We start from the raw sequence: 20,894 nt of genomic DNA on the forward strand, positions 1-20,894 counted from the left end.
TCAGCTTCAGTGTTTCGACGGCGGGGTGAGTCGGACGCGGACGGCGGCGCCTGCGCAGAGGATCACGGCGAGCCCGCCTACGACAGTGGTCCAGGTCATCGGCTCACCCAGCAGGAGACCGGCCCAGGCGATGGTCATGACGGGCTGTACCAGTTGGATTTGGCTGACCTGCGCCATGGGTCCGATCGCAAGTCCGTGATACCAGGCAAAGAATCCCAGGAACATGCTCACCGCTCCGAGGTAGGCGAAGGACAACCATTGGACGGGGGATGCCTCGGGCAATCCGGAAGCAAGCGCTGCCAGCGTCAGCACGATCATCACGGGAGAGGCGACGACCAAGGCCCAGGAGATGGTCTGCCAGGCGCCCAGCTCACGGGCCAGCAAGCCGCCCTCCGCGTAGCCGATGGCAGCTGCGAGCACGGCTCCGAGCAGCAGCAGATCAGCCCAGTGGAGCGAACCGAAACCGCCGGATTGAACCAGCGCGAAGACCAACGCGGCCGCGACTCCCACCGCGGTAAGGACCCAGAACAAGGGGCGGGGACGTTCCCGGCCACGGATCACCGCTATCGTCGCCGTGGCAGCTGGCAGTAGCGCGATCACGACGGCGCCATGGCTGGCCGACGTGCTGGTCAGTGCGAAGGTGGTCAGCAAAGGGAATCCCGCAACGATTCCGCCGGCCACAACTGCCAGTCGGAGCCACTGCCGGCCACGGGGAAACCGTTGCCGCGTCAGGCCGAGGGCAAGTGCCGCAAGAAGGGCCGCCACCACTGCCCGACCCGCGCCAATGAACAGGGGCGACATACCCTCCACCGCCACACGCGTGAGCGGGACAGTGAAAGAGAAGGCAACGACGCCAAGGAGGCCCCACCAGATACCGCTGGATGTTCTGGTAGATACCACTGGCCGTGAAATCGTAGTAGCGCTACTATTGTGACTCATGAATAACGATAGCAGTTCCCGGATCGTCTCGCGAGTAAAAGAATGGATCGCGGGAGCCGCCCCCGGAGCAAAGCTGCCATCCACCCGGCAACTCGTGGCCGAGTACCAAGTGAGTCCCGTGACGGTGCAAAAGGCGCTGCGAACCCTCACCGCCCAGGGCTTGATCGAGAGCCGTCCAGGCGTCGGAACCTTCGTCCGCGCCTACCGCACGGCCCGGCCATCAGACTACGGCTGGCAGACCGCAGCCCTTCGTTCGGCCCAGGCTGCCAGGCCCCTGAACTCCGCCGCCATGCGCAGTGCCTCCAATGATGTCATCGCCTTCCATTCCGGTTATCCGGACCGCGAGCTCCTCCCGGAAAGGCTGGTCCGCGCCGCGCTGACCCGCGCAGCACGGGGAGACGCTGCATTGTCGCGGCCGCCGGCGCAGGGCCTTCCGGAACTGCAATCCTGGTTCGCGCACGAACTCAGCACCTCGACGCCGGTGGGCGTCACGCCGCCCCAGCCGAGCGACGTCGTCGTACTTCCCGGGAGCCAAAGCGGCCTCAGCTCTATCTTCCGCGGACTCGTGGGACACGGCCAGCCGTTGCTGGTGGAGTCGCCAAGCTATTGGGGTGCGCTGCTGGCCGCGGGGCAGGCGGGTGTGAACGTCATCCCTGTCCCCAGCGGGCCGGAGGGCCCGGATCCGGACGAACTGGACAGGGCTTTCGAGGAATCGGGCGCCCGGCTGTTCTATGCCCAGCCCAACTTCGCGAATCCCACCGGAGCACAATGGTCCGCGGAGCGAAGCGAGGAAGTGCTGCGGATTGTCCAGCGCCACGGCGCCTTCCTGGTGGAGGACGATTGGGCCCACGATTTCGGCATCACAGCCCCGTCGGTGCCGCTTGCCGCCAAGGACGACTCGGGGCACGTGGTCTACATCCGCTCCTTGACCAAGAGCGTCTCCCCATCCATCCGCGTTGCCGCGATCATCGCCCGCGGCCCGGCACGCGAACGGATCATGGGCGCGCAAGCGGCGGAGTCGATGTACGTCAGCGGCCTGCTGCAGGCTGCGGCGCTCGACGTCGTCACGCAGCCCGGGTGGCAAACGCACCTTCGCGGACTGAGCCACCAGCTGCAGTCGCGGCGCGACCTGCTGGTCACGAGCCTGCGGGAGTTCGTTCCGCAGGCGCACCTCAGTCACCTGCCCAAGGGCGGCCTCAACCTGTGGTTGCGGATGCCGGACGGGTTCGACGTCGAACGGCTCACCAAGGATTGCGAGGCGGCCGGGGTGCTCATTGCGGCCGGGTCCGAATGGTTTCCCGCGGAACCGGAGGGTCCGTACATCAGGCTCAACTACGCCGGGCCGAACCCGGGCCGCTTCCCGGAGGGTGCGCGGATCATCGGTGAGGCTGTCGCGGCCCAGCTGGGGTCTTAACGCCCGTAGCCACCAACACCAAGGAGAGCGCCTTGGGGCTGGTGGCTACAGTGGGCGGCGGATTGCCGCGGACTATCCGTGTCGCTTGAGTAAGCGTCGCTGTGCAGAAGTTGCAGGCAAACGGTTCCTACGCGGGGGTCATGTCCTTCTTGCCTGAGCCGAACACGGCATCATCGATGGGCTGGCCGTCGAACGGCATCTCGTCCAGGTTGATGAGCGGGTTGGTGTCCTGCGTTTCCACGAGTTCGCGGGCTTCGGCCTGCGTGTCCACGCTGGGCATGGAGCCCGGCAGCGGGCGCTGGGCCGATTCACGCAGGAAGTAGATGGCGATGGCGCCCACGATGGATGTTGCCATCAGGTAGTACGCGGGCATCATGTCGTTGCCCGTGCCCTCGATGAGGCCCTGCACGATGAACGGGGTGGTGCCACCGAAGATCGCCACGGAGAAGTTGTAGGCAATGCCCATTCCACCGTAGCGGCTGGAGGTCGGGAACAGGGCAGGCAGTGCGGATGCGAGGTTCGCAACGTAGAACGTCACCGGGAACGCCACCAGGGCCAGGCCTGCCAGCGTGGACCAAATCTCGCCGATGCCGATGAGCATGAAGGCCGGGACTGCGAACAGGACAGTGCTGCCTGCACCGATCCACAGGACCGGACGACGGCCGATACGGTCCGAGAGCCGGCCCGTGAGCGGGATGCACACGGCCATGATCACCAGGACCGGGATGGTCAGCAGGGTGCCGTGTACGGGGTCGTAACCCTTGGAATCCGTGAGGTAGGTAGGCATGTAGGAGGTCAGTGCGTAGCCGACAGTGTTGGCAGCGGCGGCCAGGATCATGGCCAGCACAATCTGGCGCCAGTAAGCCTTGATGATGCCCACCGGGCCCTTGGCAACAGCGGCATCGTGCGACGCTGCGTCCTTGGCGTTCGCTTCCTGGGCGTCCAGGGCGGCCTGGAACTGGGGGGATTCCTCGATCTTGCTACGGAAGTACACAGCGATCAGGCCCAAGGGACCGGCGATCAGGAATGGAAGCCTCCAGCCCCATTCCTCCATGGCGGCCTGTCCGAGCGTGAGCTGCAGGATGGATACCAAGGCGGCACCCAGGGCGAAGCCGATGTAGCTGCCCATGTCGAGGAAGCTCGCGAAGTAGCCACGGCGCTTGTCCGGCGCGTACTCGCTCACGAAGGTTGTGGCACCGGCGTACTCACCACCGGTGGAGAAGCCCTGGACAAGCTTCAGGATCACCAGCAATGCGGCGGCCCAGATGCCGATCTGCGCATAGCCGGGAAGAAGGCCGACGGCGAACGTACTTGCCGCCATCAGCATCAGTGTTGCGGCGAGCACCTTCTGGCGGCCCACCTTATCGCCGAGCCAACCGAACACGACGCCGCCGAGGGGGCGTGCGATGAAGGTCGCGGCGAAAGTGCCCAGAAGGAAGAGTGTCTGGACAGACTTGTCAGCCTCGGGGAGGAAGACCGGACCCATGGTGGTGATGAGGTAGCCGAAGACACCGACGTCGTACCATTCCATGGTGTTGCCGACGATGGTTCCGCCGAGTGCTTTGCGCAGCATCGGCTTGTCCACCACGTTGACGTCCGATTCTTTCAACCGGCGCTTCGGGCGGAGCTTCGCTTTCTTCGCTGCGTTCTTTATTGCGTTGGTGGCGGCCGGGGTGTGGCCTGCCAATGCTGTGTTTCCGGCGGCGTTCCTTGCGCCATCCGGAGAGACGGTGTTGCTTTGGTCTGTGGGCATTTGGGCTTCTCCTAGGGAGGTCATTTGCTTGCGACTTCTGCTGCCCCGCTCTGGGCAGGGTTTCAATTTTACGCGGTTTGGGCCTTAAACCCGAGTTGAGATCCGATTTTTGGCCCTCTCAGGGGTGCAAATTGCCTAGGTGTGTTGCATCTCATTACCGGCTTTTGCCCTGCAAGGACGCGGATTTCGGGCAGTTTTTGCCCCGCGAAGCACGTTGTTACCAAATTGTTTAGCTATGCCCACGTAACGGGCCCAATCCCGGCCCTGAAAGTGACGAATCCAGTACGGCCCTCAGTGACCGCCTACCACCAGTGTGGCATCGAGATCCGCGTCCGTCACCACGTCCACAGTAAGCCCGGCCCGTGCCAGGAGCCCCGCCGTCGCGGCGGCCTGCTGTCTGGAAGTCTCGATCAGAAGCAGCCCACCCGGCGACAACCACGGAGGTGCCCCCAGCGCAACGCGACGCTGGACACCCAAGCCGTCAGGGCCGCCGTCGAGCGCTGCCGCCGGCTCGTGGACCCGCGCTTCCGGCGGCATCATGCTGATGGAACCGGTAGGGACGTACGGTGCATTGACCAGGAGCACGTCAACCATTCCCAGCAGTCGGCGGGGGAGCGGCTCGAAGAGATCGCCCAGGTAAGCAGTGCCGCCACGAGGCCCCAGGTTCCGTTGCGCGCACGTCACCGCGGCGGGATCGATGTCCGCCGCATGCAGTTCGCAACCGCCCAGAAGATCGTAAAGTGCGGCACCTATGGCGCCGGAGCCGCAACAGAGATCGACGACGACGGCACCGCGGCTGGCGGTTAACGCCGCCTGTCGCACCAGGAACTCCGTGCGACGCCGCGGCACGAAGACGCCCGGGGCAACGGCCATGCGGGTCCCACAGAAATCCACCCACCCGAGGATGTGTTCCAGCGGAAGGCCGCCCACCCTCAGGGCCACCATGCGGTCGAGTTCGTCAGGATGGCCAGCGGCATCGATCAGGAGCCGGGCCTCGTCCTCGGCGAAAACACAGCCCGCATCGCGAAGGGCGGCGACGATCGACCTGCTCCGGCTCACGAGAGCCATGCTAACGGAGGGGTTCACAAATGTGCAGGATGATGGTTAGGGTATGACGCATGGGAACACTGATTTTTGAGTAGACCAGCCGTGCTCTTCGATTTGAGCATGCAGCTGCGTTTCAGATGACAAAAATCCACGCCTGTCGAGGCTTGCCTCCACGCCGTTCCCGTTGTCGACGCCTTTTCTTTAACCAAACGCCACGGGATACGTGTCTCTTCAGGACTCACACACTTTAGGAGTCCATATGACTGCCAACCCTTCAGACGACAACAAGCAGCCCGCATCCGGCGGCATCAAGTCCAAGCTCACTGACGCCCAACGGGCAATGCTCGCCAGGAAGTCGGGCGGCGGCGCTCCGGCCGGCTGGCAAAGCACCGGCAAGGGGCACAAGCCCACCGCCGCCAGCGGAAAGCAAGCCAAGACCGAGAAGAAGGTCCGCTGGTAACTCCGGCGGACAGGCCCATAGGAAAACAGGCGCACTGGAAAGGAAGAACCATGACTGCGAACCACAACGCTGAGGGCATTGATCCTGAGGTGGCAAACCACTTGGTGGAGTCCATGGACATGGCACCGATGCCCGAGCCGACCGTCATTGCCGTGGCTTTGGGAACGGAGCAAGCCAATCAATGGCCGGACGGCAACGGCAAACGCCGGCACCCGAAGGACCGCGACCAAGCCCACGGCCGCATGGGCCAAGGTGCAGCGCTAACGGCGATCCACCGGACCAGCCGACCGCAGATGCCGCACTCGTCCTAAACCGTCACCCGCAACACAACCGACCACCCCCCCAGCCCAACTGGGGGACAGCAAACGCACTACTGAGGCCTCGTAGGAGCGTTATCTGTCCCCTAGTTGGGCTGGCTGACGTCGGAAGGGGACTTGTCCGTGCGCCACCCACGCCACACCGGATGACGCAGCCTGCCAGGCCCCGTCCAGTTACCAAAAGTCACCTCGGCCACCAGCTCAGGTCGGACCCAGCGGGCACCGGCGGCGTCCTCCCTCGGAATGTCCTTAAAAGGTGAAGCGTCCACCGCCAGGGGTTCCAGCCGCTCCATAATTTCCCGCAGCTGCCAGTCCTTGAACCCCGTGCCGACCCTGCCCACGTAGTGCAAGACATCGCCGTCGGGGATGCCCAGGAGCAACGCCCCGAAAGTCCCGCTCCGGGCCCCGGCTCCCGGGCGCCAACCGCCCACCACCACTTCCTGGCTTTGCTCCAGCTTGAGCTTGATCCACGACCCGCTGCGACGTCCCACGGTGTAACGGCTGTCGGCCTTTTTGGCCATAACGCCCTCCAAGCCCAGATCGGCAGCGCTTGTCATGAGGTCCTCGACATCGTGGTCCAGCACCGCTGACACATGGAGCGGGCATCCACCGGGCAAGCGCTCCGCGAACGCATCCAGCCGCTTGCGCCGCTCAAGCAAAGGCAGCCCGCTCACGTCCGTGCCGGCGTCGTACAACAGATCAAACAGCATCAGCTGTACCGGAACCGAGGCCCGCGCCCGCTCTATGTCGGCGGCCTTGACGAGGTTCATGCGCAGCTGAAGTCGGCCGAAGTCCGGCCTGGACCCCTTGCCCAGGGCGACGATTTCACCGTCCGCCACAAAATCACCTTCGGGCCAGCAGACGCGGTCGGTGAGCTCGGGGTAGGTGGCTGTGAGATCGTTCCCGTTGCGGCTCATCAGCCGGATCCGCCCCTCGGTTCCGGTGATGATGGCCCGGATGCCGTCCCACTTGAGTTCGTAGAGCCAGTTGCCGCCGCGGAGATCGGCAGTTGTTCCGGAGGTAGCCAGCATGGGGGCGTAATCGCGCATGGGTTGCGGCTCGGGTTCACGCGGTTCGGCGGCGGGCTTAGCAGCAGGCGTGGCTTTGGCGCTCCGCTTGCCGCCCGGTTGCTCCTTCATCAGGTGAATCAGCCAACGATCCCCGGTATTGATCAGGGCCAGTCGCTTGGTGCCGCCGAGGCCACCTCCAGGCTCACCCGTGAGCGTCGCGATGACCTCCTTGTCATCGCGCCACTTCTCGCACGTGAACTCGCCGCGGTCCCAAATGGTCATGGTTCCGGCCCCGTACTCACCCTTCGGAATCACCCCCGCAAAGGTGGCGTACTCCATGGGGTGGTCCTCCGTGTGGACGGCCAGGTTGTTCCGGTCCGGCGTCTCCGGGACTCCACGCGGCAGCGCCCAGGACGCCAGGACCCCGTTGTGTTCCAGCCGCAGGTCCAGGTGGTAGCGGCGTGCATGATGCTCCTGGATCACGAAGATCCCCCCGGGCGGCGCGGGGTCGCCGGGTTTGGGCTGCCCGTCTGACGTTCCGCCGGACACCGCTGTGGAAGCGGCCGACGACGACGGGAACGGCTCCGGGGTTTTCTCCGGATCGCGCATCCCGACGTACCTGGCGAGACGATTCTCCACCGTCACCACGCGCTCGCGGGCCCCGGCCGAGCTGCGGGAAGTACCGCCGTCGTCGGTCCCGTCCTCGGTGTGGGGCGGCAGGTGCCGTTCCGAAATGGGGGCGAAGTGGTCCTCGCCCGAACTGGCCCGCTCCATCACCTCCGTGTAGTCGAGGTGCTCCAGGTCAGGGTCCTCAAGTTCCTCCCACGTCCGGGGCGCCGCTACCGTTGGGTGGGCCTTGCCGCGGAGGGAGTAAGGCACGATGGTGGTCTTGTTGCCGCTGTTCTGGCTCCAGTCCACCAGTACTTTGCCTTTGCGCAAGGACTTTTTCATGTCGCTGACCACGAGCTCAGGATGGTCGGCTTCCAGTGCCCGGGCGAGCTCATGGGCGAAAGCGGACACCTGCTCGGACTTCAGGGTGCCGTCCAGCCCCGTGTACAGATGGATACCTTTGCTCCCGCTGGTAACAGGGACGGGCGCCATGCCCATGTCCTGCAGGATGGAGCGGGCCAGCATGGCAACCTCGACGCACTCCGAAAGACCTGCGCCGGGGCCTGGATCCAGGTCGAGGACGAAGCGGTCCGGCCTCAACGGCGTCCCGGACGCGTCCACCTGCCACTGCGGGACGTGGATCTCCAGGGAAGCGATCTGGGCCATCCAGGTGAGGGTCGCCAGGTTGTTCACCATGGGATAGACGTTGGTGTGGTCCGAATGCTGGATGGCGGCCCGCGGAATCCACCGGGGTGCGGAATCCTCAAGGTTCTTTTGGAAGAACACCTGACCCGGGTGTTCGGCGGTCCCCACGCCGTTCACCCAGCGTTTGCGCGTCACCGGCCTGTTGGCCGCAGCGGGGATCAGGAAAGGGGCCACGGTGGCGTAGTACTCAAGCACCTCAGCCTTGGTGGTGCCGGTCTCCGGGTAGATGATTTTGCCCAGATTGGTCAGGGTGAGTTCGTGGCCTTCCACGTTCACGCGCTCCTGCTGTTTGCCTGCCACCTCTTCTCCTCCGCTGGGTTGTGCTGTTGACTGGGTGTATGAGGGCTATATGGAAGGGATCTATCGCGTTCGGTCTGGTCAACGTACCAGTGAAGCTCTACAGTGCCACGGAGGATCACGATATTGGCCTGCACCAAGTCCACAATAAGGACGGCGGCCGCATCAGGTACCAGCGCAAATGCGAAATTTGCGGCGAAGTTGTTGCTTACGAGGATATTGACAAGGCCTACGAGGAAGAAGGCCGCACCGTTGTCCTCACCGCCGCGGAACTGAAGTCCCTGCCTGAGGAAAACAGCCGCGAAATCGAGGTGGTGGAGTTCATTCCCGCCGAGCAGCTGGACCCGATCATGTACGAGCGCAGCTACTTCCTGGAACCGGATTCCAAGTCTCCCAAGGCCTATATGTTGCTGCGGCAAACGCTGGAGGACACGGACAGGATCGCGATCGTCCAGTACGCGCTACGGCAGAAAACCCGGCTCGGTGCTCTGAGGGTGCGCGGTGACGTGTTGCTGCTGCAGGCCCTCCTGTGGGGTGATGAGGTGCGCGAGGCCAAGTTCCCGTCCCTGGAAACGGACATCAAGATCTCGGACAAGGAATTGGAAATGTCGTCCTCCCTGGTCGAATCCATGGCCCATGATTTCGACCCCGATGAATACACAGATGACTACCAGGCCCAGTTGAGGACGCTTATCGAAGCCAAGCTGGAAAAGGGCGAGGCACTCGACACCGAGGCCACCTTCGGCAACGTCGAAGGCGAAGGCGAGGGCGGCGACGTCATCGACCTCATGGAGGCACTGAAGCGAAGCCTGGACAAGAAGCGCGGCAAGGAAAAAGCGTCCGACGACGACGCTGCCGCCGCCAAAGCCGACAGCAAGCCAAAGGCGCGGGCCAAGAAAAAGGCGTGAACCGCCGTCGGGCGCCTTGACGGGCGCCCGACGGTAGCTGCGTATCAGCCCTTTACTGAACCCGCGGTCAGTCCCTGGACGATGAACTTGCTGGCGAAGGCGAAGATCACCAGCGTGGGTACCACCGTCAAAACCGCGGCAGCGGACATTGAACCCCAATCAATGTTGAAGCTGGAGATAAAGCCGGCCAACGCCGTCGGGATGGTCTTGTTGCTGTCGCTGTTCATCAGCGTCACCGACAGGAAGAGCTCGTTCCAGCAGTTCACGAAGTTGAACACAAAACTCGCCGCGATACCGGGCAACATCACCGGGACGATAACCCTGAAGAGCGCACCCAGCCTGGAGCAACCGTCGATCATGGCGGCCTCTTCCAGGGCATCAGGGACGTTCTCGAAGAAACCGCGCAGCATGATGGTGCAGAACGGGATGCAGATGGCGATGTAGATCAGGATCAGGCCTGTCTTGGAATCCACCAACCCGAAGTCGGTCATCATCAGGTACAGCGGACCCAAGGCGATGAACCCCGGGATCATCTGCGTGATGAGGAAGGCGCCCAGAACGGCCCCTCGCCCGGAGAACTGGAACCGGGCCAGAACGTAGGCGGAGAGCAGCGAGATGAGCGTCGCTACCGACGCCGCAACCAGCGCCACCACCAGGCTGTTGAGCATGTACTGGCCGAAGTCGGACTTGGTGAAAAGCCCGATGTAATTGTCCAGTGACAACTGCCGTGGCCAGTAATCCAAGGGCAGCGAGTAGATGGCACCCGGCTCCTTGAGGGACGTCACCACGATCCAGTACAGCGGAAAGACAGTGACGACCAGGCAAAGACCCAGGAAGACCACCTTTGAGATGCGGCCCGTGAGCGTCGGAGTGTTGATCATCGGTCTGCCTTTCGAAAACGGACGGCCATGAGGTAGAAGGCTGCGAAAAGCATGAGGGTGACCATGACGATCAACCCCAGGGCGGACGCCTTGCCGTAGTCGCCTTCCTGGGTGATTTTGATCATGTACGTGGTGATGATGTGGGTTTGGTCGGCCGGACCGCCACCGGTCATCGCGAAGATGATGTCCGGGAAGTTGAAGATCCAGATCACCCGCAACAGGATGGTCAACGCCAGCGTGGTGGAGATGCTCGGCAGCGTGATGCTGAAGAACGTCCGAATCTTGCCTGCACCATCCAAAGCGGCGGCCTCATACATCTCGTCCGACACCGACTGCAGGGCGGCAAGGATCATGATGGCGAAGAACGTCACGCCGTACCAGATGTTGGCGATGATGATCGCCGTCATGGCGAAGCCGGGATCGGACAGCCACGGAATGGGTGAGCTGATCAGCCCGGCCTTCATCAGGAGGTCATTGACTACGCCGAACTCCGCGTTGAACATCCACCGGAACAGCATGCCGATGAGGAAACCGGACACGGCCCAGGGGAAGAAGATCATGGCCTGGTATGCCCCGCGCATCCGGAACCGCCGCTTCAAAAACAGTGCCACGGCGAACCCGATGACTACCTGCGGGACCAGCGAGCCGACAACCCACACCACGGTATTACGGACGATCGTCCCGAACTCGGGAGCATCGAACAGGCTCTGGAAGTTCCCGAAGCCAATCCACGAGGTGTCGGAAAGATCATTCAGGTTCCAGTTCCGGAACGCCATCTGGCTGCCGGCGATCATGGGGTAGTACGTGAAGATCCCCACGAACACCGCGGCCGGTGCCAGGAAAGCCAAGAGGGTCAACGCTGTCCGGCCATTGAACCGTCTTTTGGACGAGCTGCCCCTGCCCGGCTCCGGCCGCGCGGCTTTGCGCCCCGATGGGGGCGGTGCGGCCTGCTTGACGTCGAGAGTCACCGGAGGTTACCCCTTCATCTTTTCGGTCCAGTACGTATCCCAGCTGGACAGCAGCTCGGCCGTGGACATCTGGCCCGTGAGGACCCGCTGAAGTTCGCCGTCGGACTTCTTGATCCACTCAGTCCACCAGGAAACGCTGCGCGGCTGGATGGCCGAAACGTACGTGTCCGGGTTCTCCGTCATCTTGACGTAGGCAGCCCAGGGGCCGGTGCTGTAGAAGGTGTCCTTGGCGGCGGACTTCAGCGTGGGGACAAGGCTGTTGTCCTTGCTGAACGTGGTTGCGGCGTCGCCCTGGGCCAGATATTTGATGAGCTTGACGGCCTGGGGCTTGGCCTTTGAAGATTCCGCAATGCCCCAGCCAGCCGAAGCGACGGGCTGGATGGCCTTGCCGCCCGGACCCACCAGGAGCGGGGCGACGTTCCACTGATCCTGCTTGATGGCCTGCGACTCTTTGACCGTGGCAATCACTTCGGGGTCCTGCAGCAGGAAAGCCGTGGAGCCGTTGCTGAAGCCCTGCACCATCTCGGGGTAGCCCCATGCCACGGATGAGGGCGGGGAGCCCTTCTTGAACAGGTCAATATAGAGATCCATGGCCTGCTGGGCCTTGGGCGAGGAGAAGATCGTCTTGCCGTTGCTCAGCTTGAAGGCGTTCTCACGGTCGATCTCGTCAGCCACGTAGGCCTCGATGATGGCTACGGCGTTGGAGTTGGCGTTGGTGCCTCCACGGAACGCGTAGCCGAACTTGTTTTCGGACGGCTTGTTAAGGGCTTCGGCCTGCTTCGCCATCTCCTCCCAGCTGTTGGGAGGACCGTCGAAACCGGCTTCCTTGACCAGGTCCGAGCGGTAGAAGAGGGAGAGGCCATAGAAACCGTAGGGGATGTAGTAGGTCTTGCCGTTCTGCTTGGAGTACGTGACGGCGTTCTCGGTCAGGTTGTTCCATCCGTCCCAGCCATCAAGGTCCTTGGTCATGTCGTACAGCCAGTTGTTGGCGCCGAACGAGCCCACCGTGATGTCGCGGGCCTCCACAACATCAACGCCCTTGCCGGACTGGAGCATCTGCTGGATTTTCTGGTCCGCTTGATCCGTAGGCGGTGAGATCAGCTCCACCTTGATGTCGGGGTTTGCCTGCTCAAAGCCCGAAATGAGCTTCTTCAGAGTCTCCGTGCGGGTGGGGTTGGTGAGGCTTTCCACCATCTTCAAGGTGACCTTGCCATCGGCCGCTTGCTGGCCGCCTCCACACCCGGCAAGTGCAAGAACAGCCGCCAGGCCTGCTGCCGCAGACGCCATAATTCTGGATTTCACGTGGGTCCTCCGTTGATTGGTTGAGTGTTTGCACCGGCTGAGCGGGTGCGGGTGGGGTCTAGAGGGATCGGGCGAGCCGGACAAGTTCCGGAACCGCCTTCTCCGCGAATATTTCGTAGTCCTTGGGGGAGTTGTACAGGTGGGCGGAAAGCCGCAAGTAGCCCCGCCCATTGAAAGTGGTGATGGCTGTTTCGATGTCCAGATGCTCGGAAATGTAGCCGCGTACGGCGTGGGAATCCTCGTGGGTGGTAGCGAGTCCGTCCGGCAGGGGGATGAGACGCAGCGGCCCTACCGGCATGCCGACGTCGACCGCCGCGTTCTGGCCCGTGGCGTTGGTGAACGCCTCGCCGATCAGTGACTGGCCGTAGTCGCAGAGCTCCTTGGCGTAGTTCCGGAAGGTGCCCCAGCCGTACCGCTCTTCGATGGTGTCGAAGGCTGTTCCGGCTGCCATCCAGGAGGTCACATCCTGGGTCCCGACGTGGTCGAAGTTTTCCGGAAAGGTGTAGGGGAAGCCCCAGGAATCGATCAGTGGTTGCAGCGACTGTGCTTGCGGCCCCCGTGCCACCAGTGCTGCCGTTCCGCGGGGCGCGCAGGCAAATTTGTGGAGATTGCCTACCCAAAAACCCTCAAATTCGGGAACCGGAAACTCCAGCACGCCCGGAGCGTGGGCTGCGTCCACCAACACGGGCACCCCGAGGAGGGAAGCCGCGCTTGCGATGTCTTCAACAGGGAAGGCCCGGGCCGTAGCGGAGGTGATCTGGTCCACCACGATCAGGGCCGTGCGGGGAGTCACCTCGGCCATCACCAAGGCACAAACAGTCTCTGCGTCCGCCTCGAGGGGGATTTCCGCGATCCGGACGCGGCCGCCATATCTGCGGGCTATCCGTTCTGCGCCCTGCAGTACCGCTCCATAGGCATGGTTGGTGGTCACGATCTCCGCGCCGGGAGCAAGCTCCAGCGAGTTGTACACCGTGCTCACTCCGGCGCTGGCGTTGTGGACCATGGCAAGGTGCTGCGGATCCACACTGAGGAAAGCTGCGACCTCCCTTCGCGCCGTGGCCACCAGCTCGAACTGGCTCATGAACCACGGGCAGGGGTTCAGGTCCATCAGTTCCTTGAGTTTGAGCTGCTGCGCCTGGGCGGCGCGGGGAACGGAGCCATAGGAGCCGTGGTTGAGGTGGACTTTGGACGGTGTGAGGCTCCAGTCGGCCATGGCGGGTTGGCCCTCGGGGGTCAACATCGGGCGGGGGACTGTGAGGGGTGCTGGGATCACGGCGTCCTTCGTCAGGAGAAATGGGGCAACGCTCTGTAAGTTACATCACAGATTCCGGCGAGACAACGGACAATCCGAAATAGTCATAAGATGACTTTTGCGCTTTATGCCTGCTCTTGCGCCTAACGGGCGCTTCTGTGGGGCAAGAGATACGATGTCTTGATGCGAAGGCATGACAATGTTTCCGCTCCGGGAGCTGTCCGGTCCGGTGCGGTAGCGTGATACCGGGATGTGAAGGAGGGGACATATGGGTGCTGTTGAGACGGCAATGCAGGGCCTGAGGAACAAGATTGCCTCGGGTGAACTCGCTGCTGGCCAGAAGTGTCCTCCCGAAGCTGAGCTGTCCGCCCAGCTGGGTGTCTCAAGGAGTTCCTTGAGGGAAGCTGTGCGGGCCATGTCTGCGCTGGGCGTCATGGAGTCAAGGCATGGTTCGGGAACCTATATCTCGTCCTTGGAGCCGACGGTGATCCTCCAGAATTTCGCCCTGCTGGTGGATCTGCTGCCACTGGACGGGTTGCTGGAACTCTTCGAAATCCGCAGGCTCATGGAATCGCACGCCGCTGCTGCTGCGGCCGCCAACGCCACGCCGGAAGTCCTCGCGAAATTGAAGGCGCTCGTGGAGGGGATGGAGGCCACTGACAGCCCGAGTGAGTACTCCGAACTCGACTCGCAGTTCCACGAGGAGATCTGCCGGGCAAGCGGGAACTCGACGCTCAACGCACTGGTCAGGCTTTTCCGCTCCCGGGGCGGGCACTTCCATATTTTCGACGGCGAGGACGGTGCGGCTGTGCGCGAGGACAGCACTGCCGGCCACAGCGCAATCGTGGCTGCGATCGCGCGGCGGGATCCGACCATGGCGGCTACGGCGACGGCCGCCCACATTGCCCAGACCGAGATCTGGCTCAAAAAGCTCAGGCCGGAACCCCGGCTTTAAAGCTGTGGCCTTAGGATCCCGTTTCATAATGCGGCTCGGCTACGGGCTTGGATTCGGGTGAACCGCGCTCCCGCAGATAGACCGATGCTCCCACCAGCACCCCGACGGCCAGGAATTCACTTTGCCAGTTCTGGAAGGACTCGAACCAGAACTGGCTCGAAGCCATGTACTCCCAGGTTGAGACCTGTGGCAGGCCGTGGCTGAGTTGTTCCTCGTTGTAGGCCGCCGTTCCACCGAGGGCGTGAAGGGTGAAGGAGGCCAGGAACAGGAGCGCCAGCAGCCCTGAAAGTGAGTGTTCGTAGACCTTCAGGACCCAGCCGCCCCGCCTCACGGGCCAGGGCGTTTTGGCCGTTGGCTTGGCATCACGGGGGTCCTCGTCCTGGGGAGCCTTCTTGCCCATGGGCTTGGACTCCGAGGAACCCTTCTGGAAGAGGAAGACAGTGAGGACCACGTACATGGCCATCTGGAGGAACTCCGACTCCCAGTTCTCGAAGACGGCCTCCACGAAGTGGCCGGTGCCCAGGTACTCAAGGACGCCGACAGGGGCTCCACCGTGGGTTTGCTGTTCCTCGCTGTAGTTCGCGGCGCCTGAGAGAATCATGCCGCCGAAGAACACGGCGAACAGGCCGAGGTTGGCCAATAACAGGCCGTGGTTCTTTAGCCATTGGCGTACGGGCCCGCGTTGACCCGGCAGGCCGTGGTTTCCCCTCGAAGCTTCACGGCTTTGGACAGATCCCGGCATGTTCACTCCTCTTTGGCGTTTCCGTTGCCGTTCATGCCGCGGTGGTAGAGCCACAGGGGCATTCCAACCACCAGCAGCAGCAGCATCAGGACGATGAAGCCGCCGGCCACGATGCCGGCGGTCCTCCCGGCCGTGAAGTCGAAGACAAGGGTCGCCGAGCCAACAATCAACACCGCGACACCTCCCAGCGCCCACTTGGTGACAACGTCAGCGCTGGACACAAGGGTGGCCTTAAGTCCGCGGCGGAAGAGCCGCCGGTGCACGCTGACGGGGATGACGATGAGCACGGTGGTAAGGGCTGCCACCATGACGTTGAAGAGGTAAAGGCCCCGCTGCCAATCGTCCAGTTCTCCGAAGCGCGATTGGAAGGGAAGCGTCAGCAGGAATCCGCCCAGAATCTGGACGCCGGTTTGGAGGACCCGCAATTCCTGGATGAGTTCCATCCAGTTGCGGTCCATGCGTTCTTCCGTGGATTCATTCCTGCCGATCCTTGGAACTTGTTCCTGGTCTGCCATTCTTGTGCCTCCGCAGCAATTGGTGGACGCCGGGGGTGTGCCGGACTACGGTCGGACTGTCAGCATTCCTCGAACTTTTCGGGGCCTCAAATGGATTCCAAGGAGGAAAAATGAGTCATGACGAGCACCGGGTTGACCCGGACAGCGAGCCCGGCGGTTACGGTACGCCGACTCCCGAACAGGAACTCCCGGGCAGTGGCAGCGGAGCTGAAACCCCCGAGCGTCCCGCGCAAGGCGTTCCCGAAGTGCCGGGCGACGACTTTCCCACACCCAAGGATCCGGATGCCGCTCCGCCCGCCGCGTCGACAGGGCACGAGGCCGGGGAGGGGTAGGTGCGCCAGAGGGCCGTCCCCGCGTCCAGCTGATGAACGCGGGGAACAGCCCTCGTTGACCTGTTGGAAGTCCTCGGATGCGCTCTATACCGTATGACCCCGACGGTTCGACATGAAGCTCAACAGCCAGCCAATGGCCGCGATAACGAGGAGGACTACGCCTACCCACAGCAACCAGCTCAGGGCCTGCGAGAATCCGCCCACAAGAAGAAGAACAATTGCCACTACACCAGCAATGATCAGAAGCGTATTCATGGTCAGCACATTCCTTTCCGGGGAATCTTTGATGAATCCGGGATTCCCGATTATGCATTCCGGTTTACTTCGATGTGGTTATGCCGGTACCAGGAGGCGTTTCCGCAGCCTCGAAGTGCCTTTACCGTTACCAGCCAACGGCTTCATCGGTGGATGAAGTTCGCCGGTCGTGAACAGTAACACTTCCCATTGTACTACTAAGCACCCTTATGAAAGGCTTATCGCAGTCGTCACCAGATGATTGGGCAGTTGCCGCAGAGGTTTTGCGGCACGTTTTTGGCTCACATGAACGTCCATGAGAGGAACACATGAAAGCGTCACAGCAGCTTGCAGACAACCTTCAAATCGTCCTGACCGACCTCATCGAGCTGCAGCTCCAAGGGAAGCAGGCACACTGGAACATCGTGGGACCGAACTTCCGCGATCTCCACCTTCAGCTGGACGAGCTCGTTCTGGCAACGCGGCAGTTCGCCGATGACACCGCCGAACGCATGCGTGCCCTCCACGCCCTCCCCGACGGGCGCAGTGCGACCATCGCCAAGGGAACCCGCCTTGAAGAATTCCCGGCCGGCCTGGTGAGCACCAAGAACGCCGTCAAGCTGGTCACCGACCGCGTGGAGCGCGCCGTTCAGACCATGCGCGACGTTCACGACGAGGTTGACGAGGAAGATCCGACGACGGCGGACCTGCTGCACGCGTTTATCGCCCGACTTGAGCAGCTGGTCTGGATGATCAATGCCGAGATCATGAACGCCGGCGCTGCTGTGACGGACCCGGACGAGGCCTGAGCAAGAACCCCAACGGCCCAAAGACAAGGCCCAGACCGGTGCCACGGCTGAAGAGAAGTGACCTTTCGAAGCCCGGCATTATCCGCCGGAAAGTTGGAACGGGGTTCAGTTACCGCCATCCGGACGGGAGTTTGGTCAGCAAAGAGGATCGCCAGCGCATCAACGCGCTGGCGATCCCGCCTGCGTGGACCGACGTATGGATCAGCCCCTACGAGCACGGGCATATCCTGGCCACCGGCGTTGATGGTGCCGGGCGCGGCCAATACATCTACCATCCCCGCTGGCGGGAGCGGAAGGACACGGAGAAGTTCATCCGGGCAGCCACCCTGGGCTTGGTTCTGCCAACAGTCCGCCGCAATGTGACGGTCCACCTTCAGGATGAGGCCGACCCTCGACAGCAGACGCTCGCAGCAGCAGTGCGGCTCATGGACCTGGGAGCGCTCCGCGTGGGATCCGAGGTCTACATGAAGCAAAACGGCTCTTACGGACTTACGACGCTTCGATGCCGGCACGCCAGGGTGGAAGGGCCGGACGTTTTCCTGAAGTTCCCTGGCAAAAGTGGACATCTATGGGATACGTCCATCCACGATCCCGCTCTCGCGGCCTTTCTCGAACCATTGGCGGAGCGTCCAGGGAAGGAGCGCCTGCTTGCCTACCAGGACAACGGAACCTGGATTAACGTCGACGGGTCCATGATCAATGAATACCTCCGAGGCATTGCCGGAGAGGCATACTCTTCCAAGGACTTCCGAACGTGGAAAGGCACTGCGGCCGCCGCGCTGTGCCTCATCAAATCCGGTCACAAGGGAACTCCCCGCCAAGCCATCACCAGGGCCATCAAGGAAGCGTCGGAGCTTCTGGGCAACACTCCGTCAGTGGCCCGCTCTTCTTACGTGGATCCGCGGATCGTCGAGGCGTACCTTTCGGAAGAGCTGAAGGACGTGAAGCCCACCGAGGCGTCGGTTGCAGCATTCTTGAACAGTTAGACGATTCGTCCCAGGGAGTGGGGCGGAAGCCAAAAGAGCCTGGCGACACCCATATTCGGGTGTCGCCAGGCTCTTTTCGTGTCGCTGAGGGTTTTGCGTACCCTTACTCGGCGTCGTGGTCCGTTTCGAGGATCTTCACCAGGCTGTCCAGTGCTTCGTCCGCACCTTCGCCTTCGGCACGCAGCACCACCACGTCACCGTGGGACGCACCCAGGCTCATGAGGGACAGGATGCTGGCCGCGTCCATGGCGTCATCGGCCGGTTCTCCCTGGCGCGCGATGGTGACGTCGATATCCAAGTCTCCCGCAGCTTCGGCGAAGATGGCTGCCGGGCGTGCGTGGAGGCCGACGCGGCTTGCGATGGTGGCTGTACGTTCGGGCATTGGTGCTCCTTTGGTGGTGGTGGGTGGCTTTGTGGGAAGTCTAGACGCTGACGGTTGCCGGGGTGGCTTCCGCTTCAACCGGCTTCTTCACGGCCCAGCGCTTGAGGGCGATGACCAGCAGTGCGGTGATGACTACGCCGACGGCGATGGAGAGGAAGAACAGGAGGAAGTTGTCGATCGCGAAGAAGACAAACAGGCCGCCGTGGGGTGCCTTGGACGTAACGCCGAAGGCCATGGACAGTGCACCGGTTACGGCGCCGCCCACCATGCTGGCGGGGATGACGCGCAGCGGGTCCGCTGCGGCGAACGGGATGGCACCTTCAGAGATGAAGGAGGCACCAAGTAGCCAGGCCGCCTTGCCGTTTTCGCGCTCGGCAAGGGAGAACAGCTTCTTGTCCAGGACGGTGGCGAGTGCCATGGCGAGCGGCGGAACCATGCCTGCTGCCATGACGGCTGCCATGATCTGCCAAGGAGCCTGGTTGGAGACGCTCGCGGCGCCGAGACCTGCAACAGCAAAGGCGTAAGCGACCTTGTTGACCGGACCACCGAGGTCGAAGCACATCATGAGGCCCAGGATGATGCCGAGGACGATTGCTCCGGCGCCGGTGAGGCTGGAAAGCCCTGCGTTGAGGGCGTTGGTGAGTGCCACGATGGGAGCACCCAGGATCAGGAACATCAAACCGGAGGCAACCAGGGACGCCAGCAACGGAATGATCACCACCGGCATCAGGCCGCGAAGCCAGCGCGGGACATCAAGCTTGCCGATCTGGTAGGCGACGTAGCCCGCCAGGAGACCGCCGACGATGCCGCCAAGGAAGCCAGCGCCCATGAAGCCGGACACGGCACCGGCCACGAAGCCGGGGGCGATGCCCGGACGGTCCGCAATGGCGTAGGCGATGTAGCCGGCCAGCGCCGGAACGAGGAACCCGAGGGAGAGAGCGCCGATCTTGAACAGGACAGCGCCGATGTAGGCACCCAGGGGACCCCAGGCGTTGTCCGGGAACTCGGTGGGCAGATTGAAGATGCTGTTCTCGACAATGATTTTGTCCGCAAAGCTGGTGATCAGGTAGCCGCCCATCAGGAAGCCAAGGGCGATCAGAAGACCGCCACCAGCCACAAACGGAATCATGTAGCTGACACCGGTAAGGAGTGCGCGCTTCAGCTTCTGGCCGATGTGCTCACCCTTTTCTTCCTCGGCGCGCTCTGCCTGCTCCTCGGCACCGAAGTGCGGAACGCGGCGGGCATGCGGATCTTGGGCGGCGGCGAGGGCTTCCTGGACCATCTTGGCGGGCTCGTCGATGCCGCGCTTGACGGGCGCGTTGATGACCGGCTTGCCGGCGAAGCGCTCCTTGCCGCGGACGTCGACGTCGACGGCGAAGATCACCGCGTCGGCCGCAGCGATCACCGCCGGGTCCAGTGGCTTGGCGCCGGAGGAACCCTGCGTTTCGACCTGCAGGTCAACGCCCATTTCCTGTGCTGCGGCAACCAACGAGTCGGCCGCCATGTACGTGTGTGCGATGCCGGTGGGGCAAGCGGTCACTGCCACGATGCGCTTGGGTCCGGCAGCCGCCGTCGTGCTGGCTGCGGGAGCTGCTTCGGGGGCAGGTGCCGCGTGCGCAGCGGGCTTGTCCGCCAAAGCACCGTCAACCAACTCCACGATCTCCTGTGCGGAGGATGCTGCGCGCAGCGCTGCCGTGAAGTCCTTTTTGATGAGTGAGCGGGCCAGCTTGGAGAGCAGCTTCAGGTGTTCCTGGTCCGCGCCGTCCGGGGCTGCGATGAAGAAGATGAGGTCCGCCGGGCCGTCCTTGGCGCCGAAATCCACCTTGTGCGACAAGCGGGCCATGGCCAGGGCCGGCTCAGCCACGGCGGCGGAGCGGCAGTGCGGGATGGCGATGCCACCGGGGACGCCTGTAGCGGTCTTCTGCTCGCGGGCGAAGGCGTCGGCAAACAGGCCTTCTACCTCGGTGGCACGGCCAGCGGCGGCAACTTTGCCAGCCAGGACGCGGATGACGTCGGCAGGGGAGTCGCCCAGGTTCTGGTCGAGGGTGACCAATTGGGGTGTGATCAGCTGGGTCAC

At 63.1% G+C, this 20,894-nt stretch carries 21 protein-coding genes; 8 read left to right on the top strand and 13 right to left on the bottom strand.

Translation table 11 applies throughout. The annotated features are described in order from the left end of the window. Positions 1-6 precede the first annotated feature (6 nt). Positions 7-939, bottom strand: a complete 933-nt coding sequence (locus ACFVSI_RS11530; RefSeq protein ID WP_387823374.1) for a DMT family transporter — start codon at positions 937-939, stop codon at positions 7-9. Between ACFVSI_RS11530 and ACFVSI_RS11535 the strand changes: the two genes are divergently transcribed. Further along, entirely contained in the window at positions 938-2,353 is a 1,416-nt protein-coding gene (locus ACFVSI_RS11535; RefSeq protein WP_387823377.1) for a PLP-dependent aminotransferase family protein, read from the top strand. The genes ACFVSI_RS11530 and ACFVSI_RS11535 overlap by 2 nt on opposite strands. 127 nt (positions 2,354-2,480) lie before the next feature. Here the strand turns inward: ACFVSI_RS11535 and ACFVSI_RS11540 are convergent, their stop codons facing one another. Continuing rightward, positions 2,481-4,106: an MFS transporter gene (locus tag ACFVSI_RS11540; protein WP_387823380.1), complete on the bottom strand. Its 1,626-nt coding sequence runs from the start codon at positions 4,104-4,106 to the stop codon at positions 2,481-2,483. 291 nt (positions 4,107-4,397) lie between these two features. Continuing rightward, positions 4,398-5,174 (bottom strand): putative protein N(5)-glutamine methyltransferase, encoded by a 777-nt coding sequence (locus ACFVSI_RS11545; protein WP_387823383.1) that lies wholly within the window; start codon positions 5,172-5,174, stop codon positions 4,398-4,400. Positions 5,175-5,412: 238 nt separating this feature from the next. On the opposite strand from ACFVSI_RS11545, the gene ACFVSI_RS11550 reads away from it, so the two are divergent. Together ACFVSI_RS11550 and ACFVSI_RS11555 are read left to right on the top strand one after the other, a co-directional pair. After that, the gene (locus tag ACFVSI_RS11550; RefSeq protein ID WP_387823386.1) at positions 5,413-5,613 is read left to right on the top strand and encodes a hypothetical protein; all 201 of its coding nucleotides are present in this window, start codon (positions 5,413-5,415) and stop codon (positions 5,611-5,613) included. A gap of 50 nt (positions 5,614-5,663) precedes the next feature. Then, a complete protein-coding gene (locus tag ACFVSI_RS11555) occupies positions 5,664-5,924 on the top strand; it encodes a hypothetical protein (RefSeq protein WP_387823389.1) in 261 nt (86 codons plus the stop codon). Positions 5,925-6,016: 92 nt separating this feature from the next. On the opposite strand, the gene ACFVSI_RS11560 is transcribed toward ACFVSI_RS11555, so the two are convergent. Then, positions 6,017-8,554: an ATP-dependent DNA ligase gene (locus tag ACFVSI_RS11560; RefSeq protein ID WP_387823392.1), complete on the bottom strand. Its 2,538-nt coding sequence runs from the start codon at positions 8,552-8,554 to the stop codon at positions 6,017-6,019. Positions 8,555-8,592: 38 nt separating this feature from the next. Here ACFVSI_RS11560 and ACFVSI_RS11565 point away from each other — a divergent pair, with 38 nt between their 5' ends. Beyond that, positions 8,593-9,459: a Ku protein gene (locus ACFVSI_RS11565; protein WP_387823395.1), complete on the top strand. Its 867-nt coding sequence runs from the start codon at positions 8,593-8,595 to the stop codon at positions 9,457-9,459. Between the two features lie 44 nt (positions 9,460-9,503). Here ACFVSI_RS11565 and ACFVSI_RS11570 read toward each other — a convergent pair whose 3' ends face one another. Genes ACFVSI_RS11570 through ACFVSI_RS11585 form a run of 4 tightly spaced genes read right to left on the bottom strand, consistent with a single transcriptional unit; the run spans position 9,504 to position 13,883 of the window. Further along, complete coding sequence (locus ACFVSI_RS11570; protein WP_387823398.1) at positions 9,504-10,340, bottom strand: carbohydrate ABC transporter permease; 837 nt, start codon at positions 10,338-10,340, stop codon at positions 9,504-9,506. Next, a complete protein-coding gene (locus tag ACFVSI_RS11575; protein WP_387823401.1) occupies positions 10,337-11,308 on the bottom strand; it encodes a carbohydrate ABC transporter permease in 972 nt (323 codons plus the stop codon). The genes ACFVSI_RS11570 and ACFVSI_RS11575 overlap by 4 nt, the downstream gene beginning before the upstream one ends. A 6-nt stretch (positions 11,309-11,314) precedes the next feature. Then, entirely contained in the window at positions 11,315-12,610 is a 1,296-nt protein-coding gene (locus tag ACFVSI_RS11580; protein ID WP_387823403.1) for an ABC transporter substrate-binding protein, read from the bottom strand. Positions 12,611-12,668: 58 nt separating this feature from the next. After that, the gene (locus ACFVSI_RS11585; RefSeq protein WP_387823405.1) at positions 12,669-13,883 is read right to left on the bottom strand and encodes an aminotransferase class V-fold PLP-dependent enzyme; all 1,215 of its coding nucleotides are present in this window, start codon (positions 13,881-13,883) and stop codon (positions 12,669-12,671) included. Between the two features lie 247 nt (positions 13,884-14,130). On the opposite strand from ACFVSI_RS11585, the gene ACFVSI_RS11590 reads away from it, so the two are divergent. Next, entirely contained in the window at positions 14,131-14,817 is a 687-nt protein-coding gene (locus ACFVSI_RS11590) for a FadR/GntR family transcriptional regulator (protein WP_387823407.1), read from the top strand. Between the two features lie 10 nt (positions 14,818-14,827). On the opposite strand, the gene ACFVSI_RS11595 is transcribed toward ACFVSI_RS11590, so the two are convergent. Further along, entirely contained in the window at positions 14,828-15,559 is a 732-nt protein-coding gene (locus ACFVSI_RS11595) for a DUF6766 family protein (protein WP_387823410.1), read from the bottom strand. A gap of 2 nt (positions 15,560-15,561) precedes the next feature. Then, a complete protein-coding gene (locus ACFVSI_RS11600; RefSeq protein ID WP_387823412.1) occupies positions 15,562-16,074 on the bottom strand; it encodes a DUF6328 family protein in 513 nt (170 codons plus the stop codon). A 110-nt stretch (positions 16,075-16,184) separates the two neighbouring features. On the opposite strand from ACFVSI_RS11600, the gene ACFVSI_RS11605 reads away from it, so the two are divergent. Next, positions 16,185-16,406, top strand: a complete 222-nt coding sequence (locus ACFVSI_RS11605; protein WP_387823415.1) for a hypothetical protein — start codon at positions 16,185-16,187, stop codon at positions 16,404-16,406. Between the two features lie 84 nt (positions 16,407-16,490). On the opposite strand, the gene ACFVSI_RS11610 is transcribed toward ACFVSI_RS11605, so the two are convergent. Continuing rightward, positions 16,491-16,661 carry a hypothetical protein gene (locus tag ACFVSI_RS11610; RefSeq protein ID WP_186313616.1) on the bottom strand — a complete coding sequence of 57 codons (171 nt, stop codon included), beginning with the start codon at positions 16,659-16,661 and terminating at the stop codon, positions 16,491-16,493. Between the two features lie 308 nt (positions 16,662-16,969). Here ACFVSI_RS11610 and ACFVSI_RS11615 point away from each other — a divergent pair, with 308 nt between their 5' ends. Further along, positions 16,970-17,449, top strand: coding sequence for a Dps family protein (locus ACFVSI_RS11615; protein ID WP_274259215.1), 480 nt, complete (start codon positions 16,970-16,972; stop codon positions 17,447-17,449). 38 nt (positions 17,450-17,487) lie between these two features. Next, positions 17,488-18,435: a DNA topoisomerase IB gene (locus tag ACFVSI_RS11620; protein WP_387823418.1), complete on the top strand. Its 948-nt coding sequence runs from the start codon at positions 17,488-17,490 to the stop codon at positions 18,433-18,435. A gap of 103 nt (positions 18,436-18,538) precedes the next feature. Here the strand turns inward: ACFVSI_RS11620 and ACFVSI_RS11625 are convergent, their stop codons facing one another. Both ACFVSI_RS11625 and ACFVSI_RS11630 read right to left on the bottom strand, forming a co-directional pair. Continuing rightward, entirely contained in the window at positions 18,539-18,817 is a 279-nt protein-coding gene (locus tag ACFVSI_RS11625; RefSeq protein ID WP_387823421.1) for an HPr family phosphocarrier protein, read from the bottom strand. 40 nt (positions 18,818-18,857) lie between these two features. After that, positions 18,858-20,894, bottom strand: coding sequence for a fructose-specific PTS transporter subunit EIIC (locus ACFVSI_RS11630; RefSeq protein WP_387823423.1), 2,037 nt, complete (start codon positions 20,892-20,894; stop codon positions 18,858-18,860).

This window comes from Paenarthrobacter sp. NPDC057981, from assembly GCF_042886835.1.
Lineage (GTDB): Bacteria > Actinomycetota > Actinomycetes > Actinomycetales > Micrococcaceae > Arthrobacter.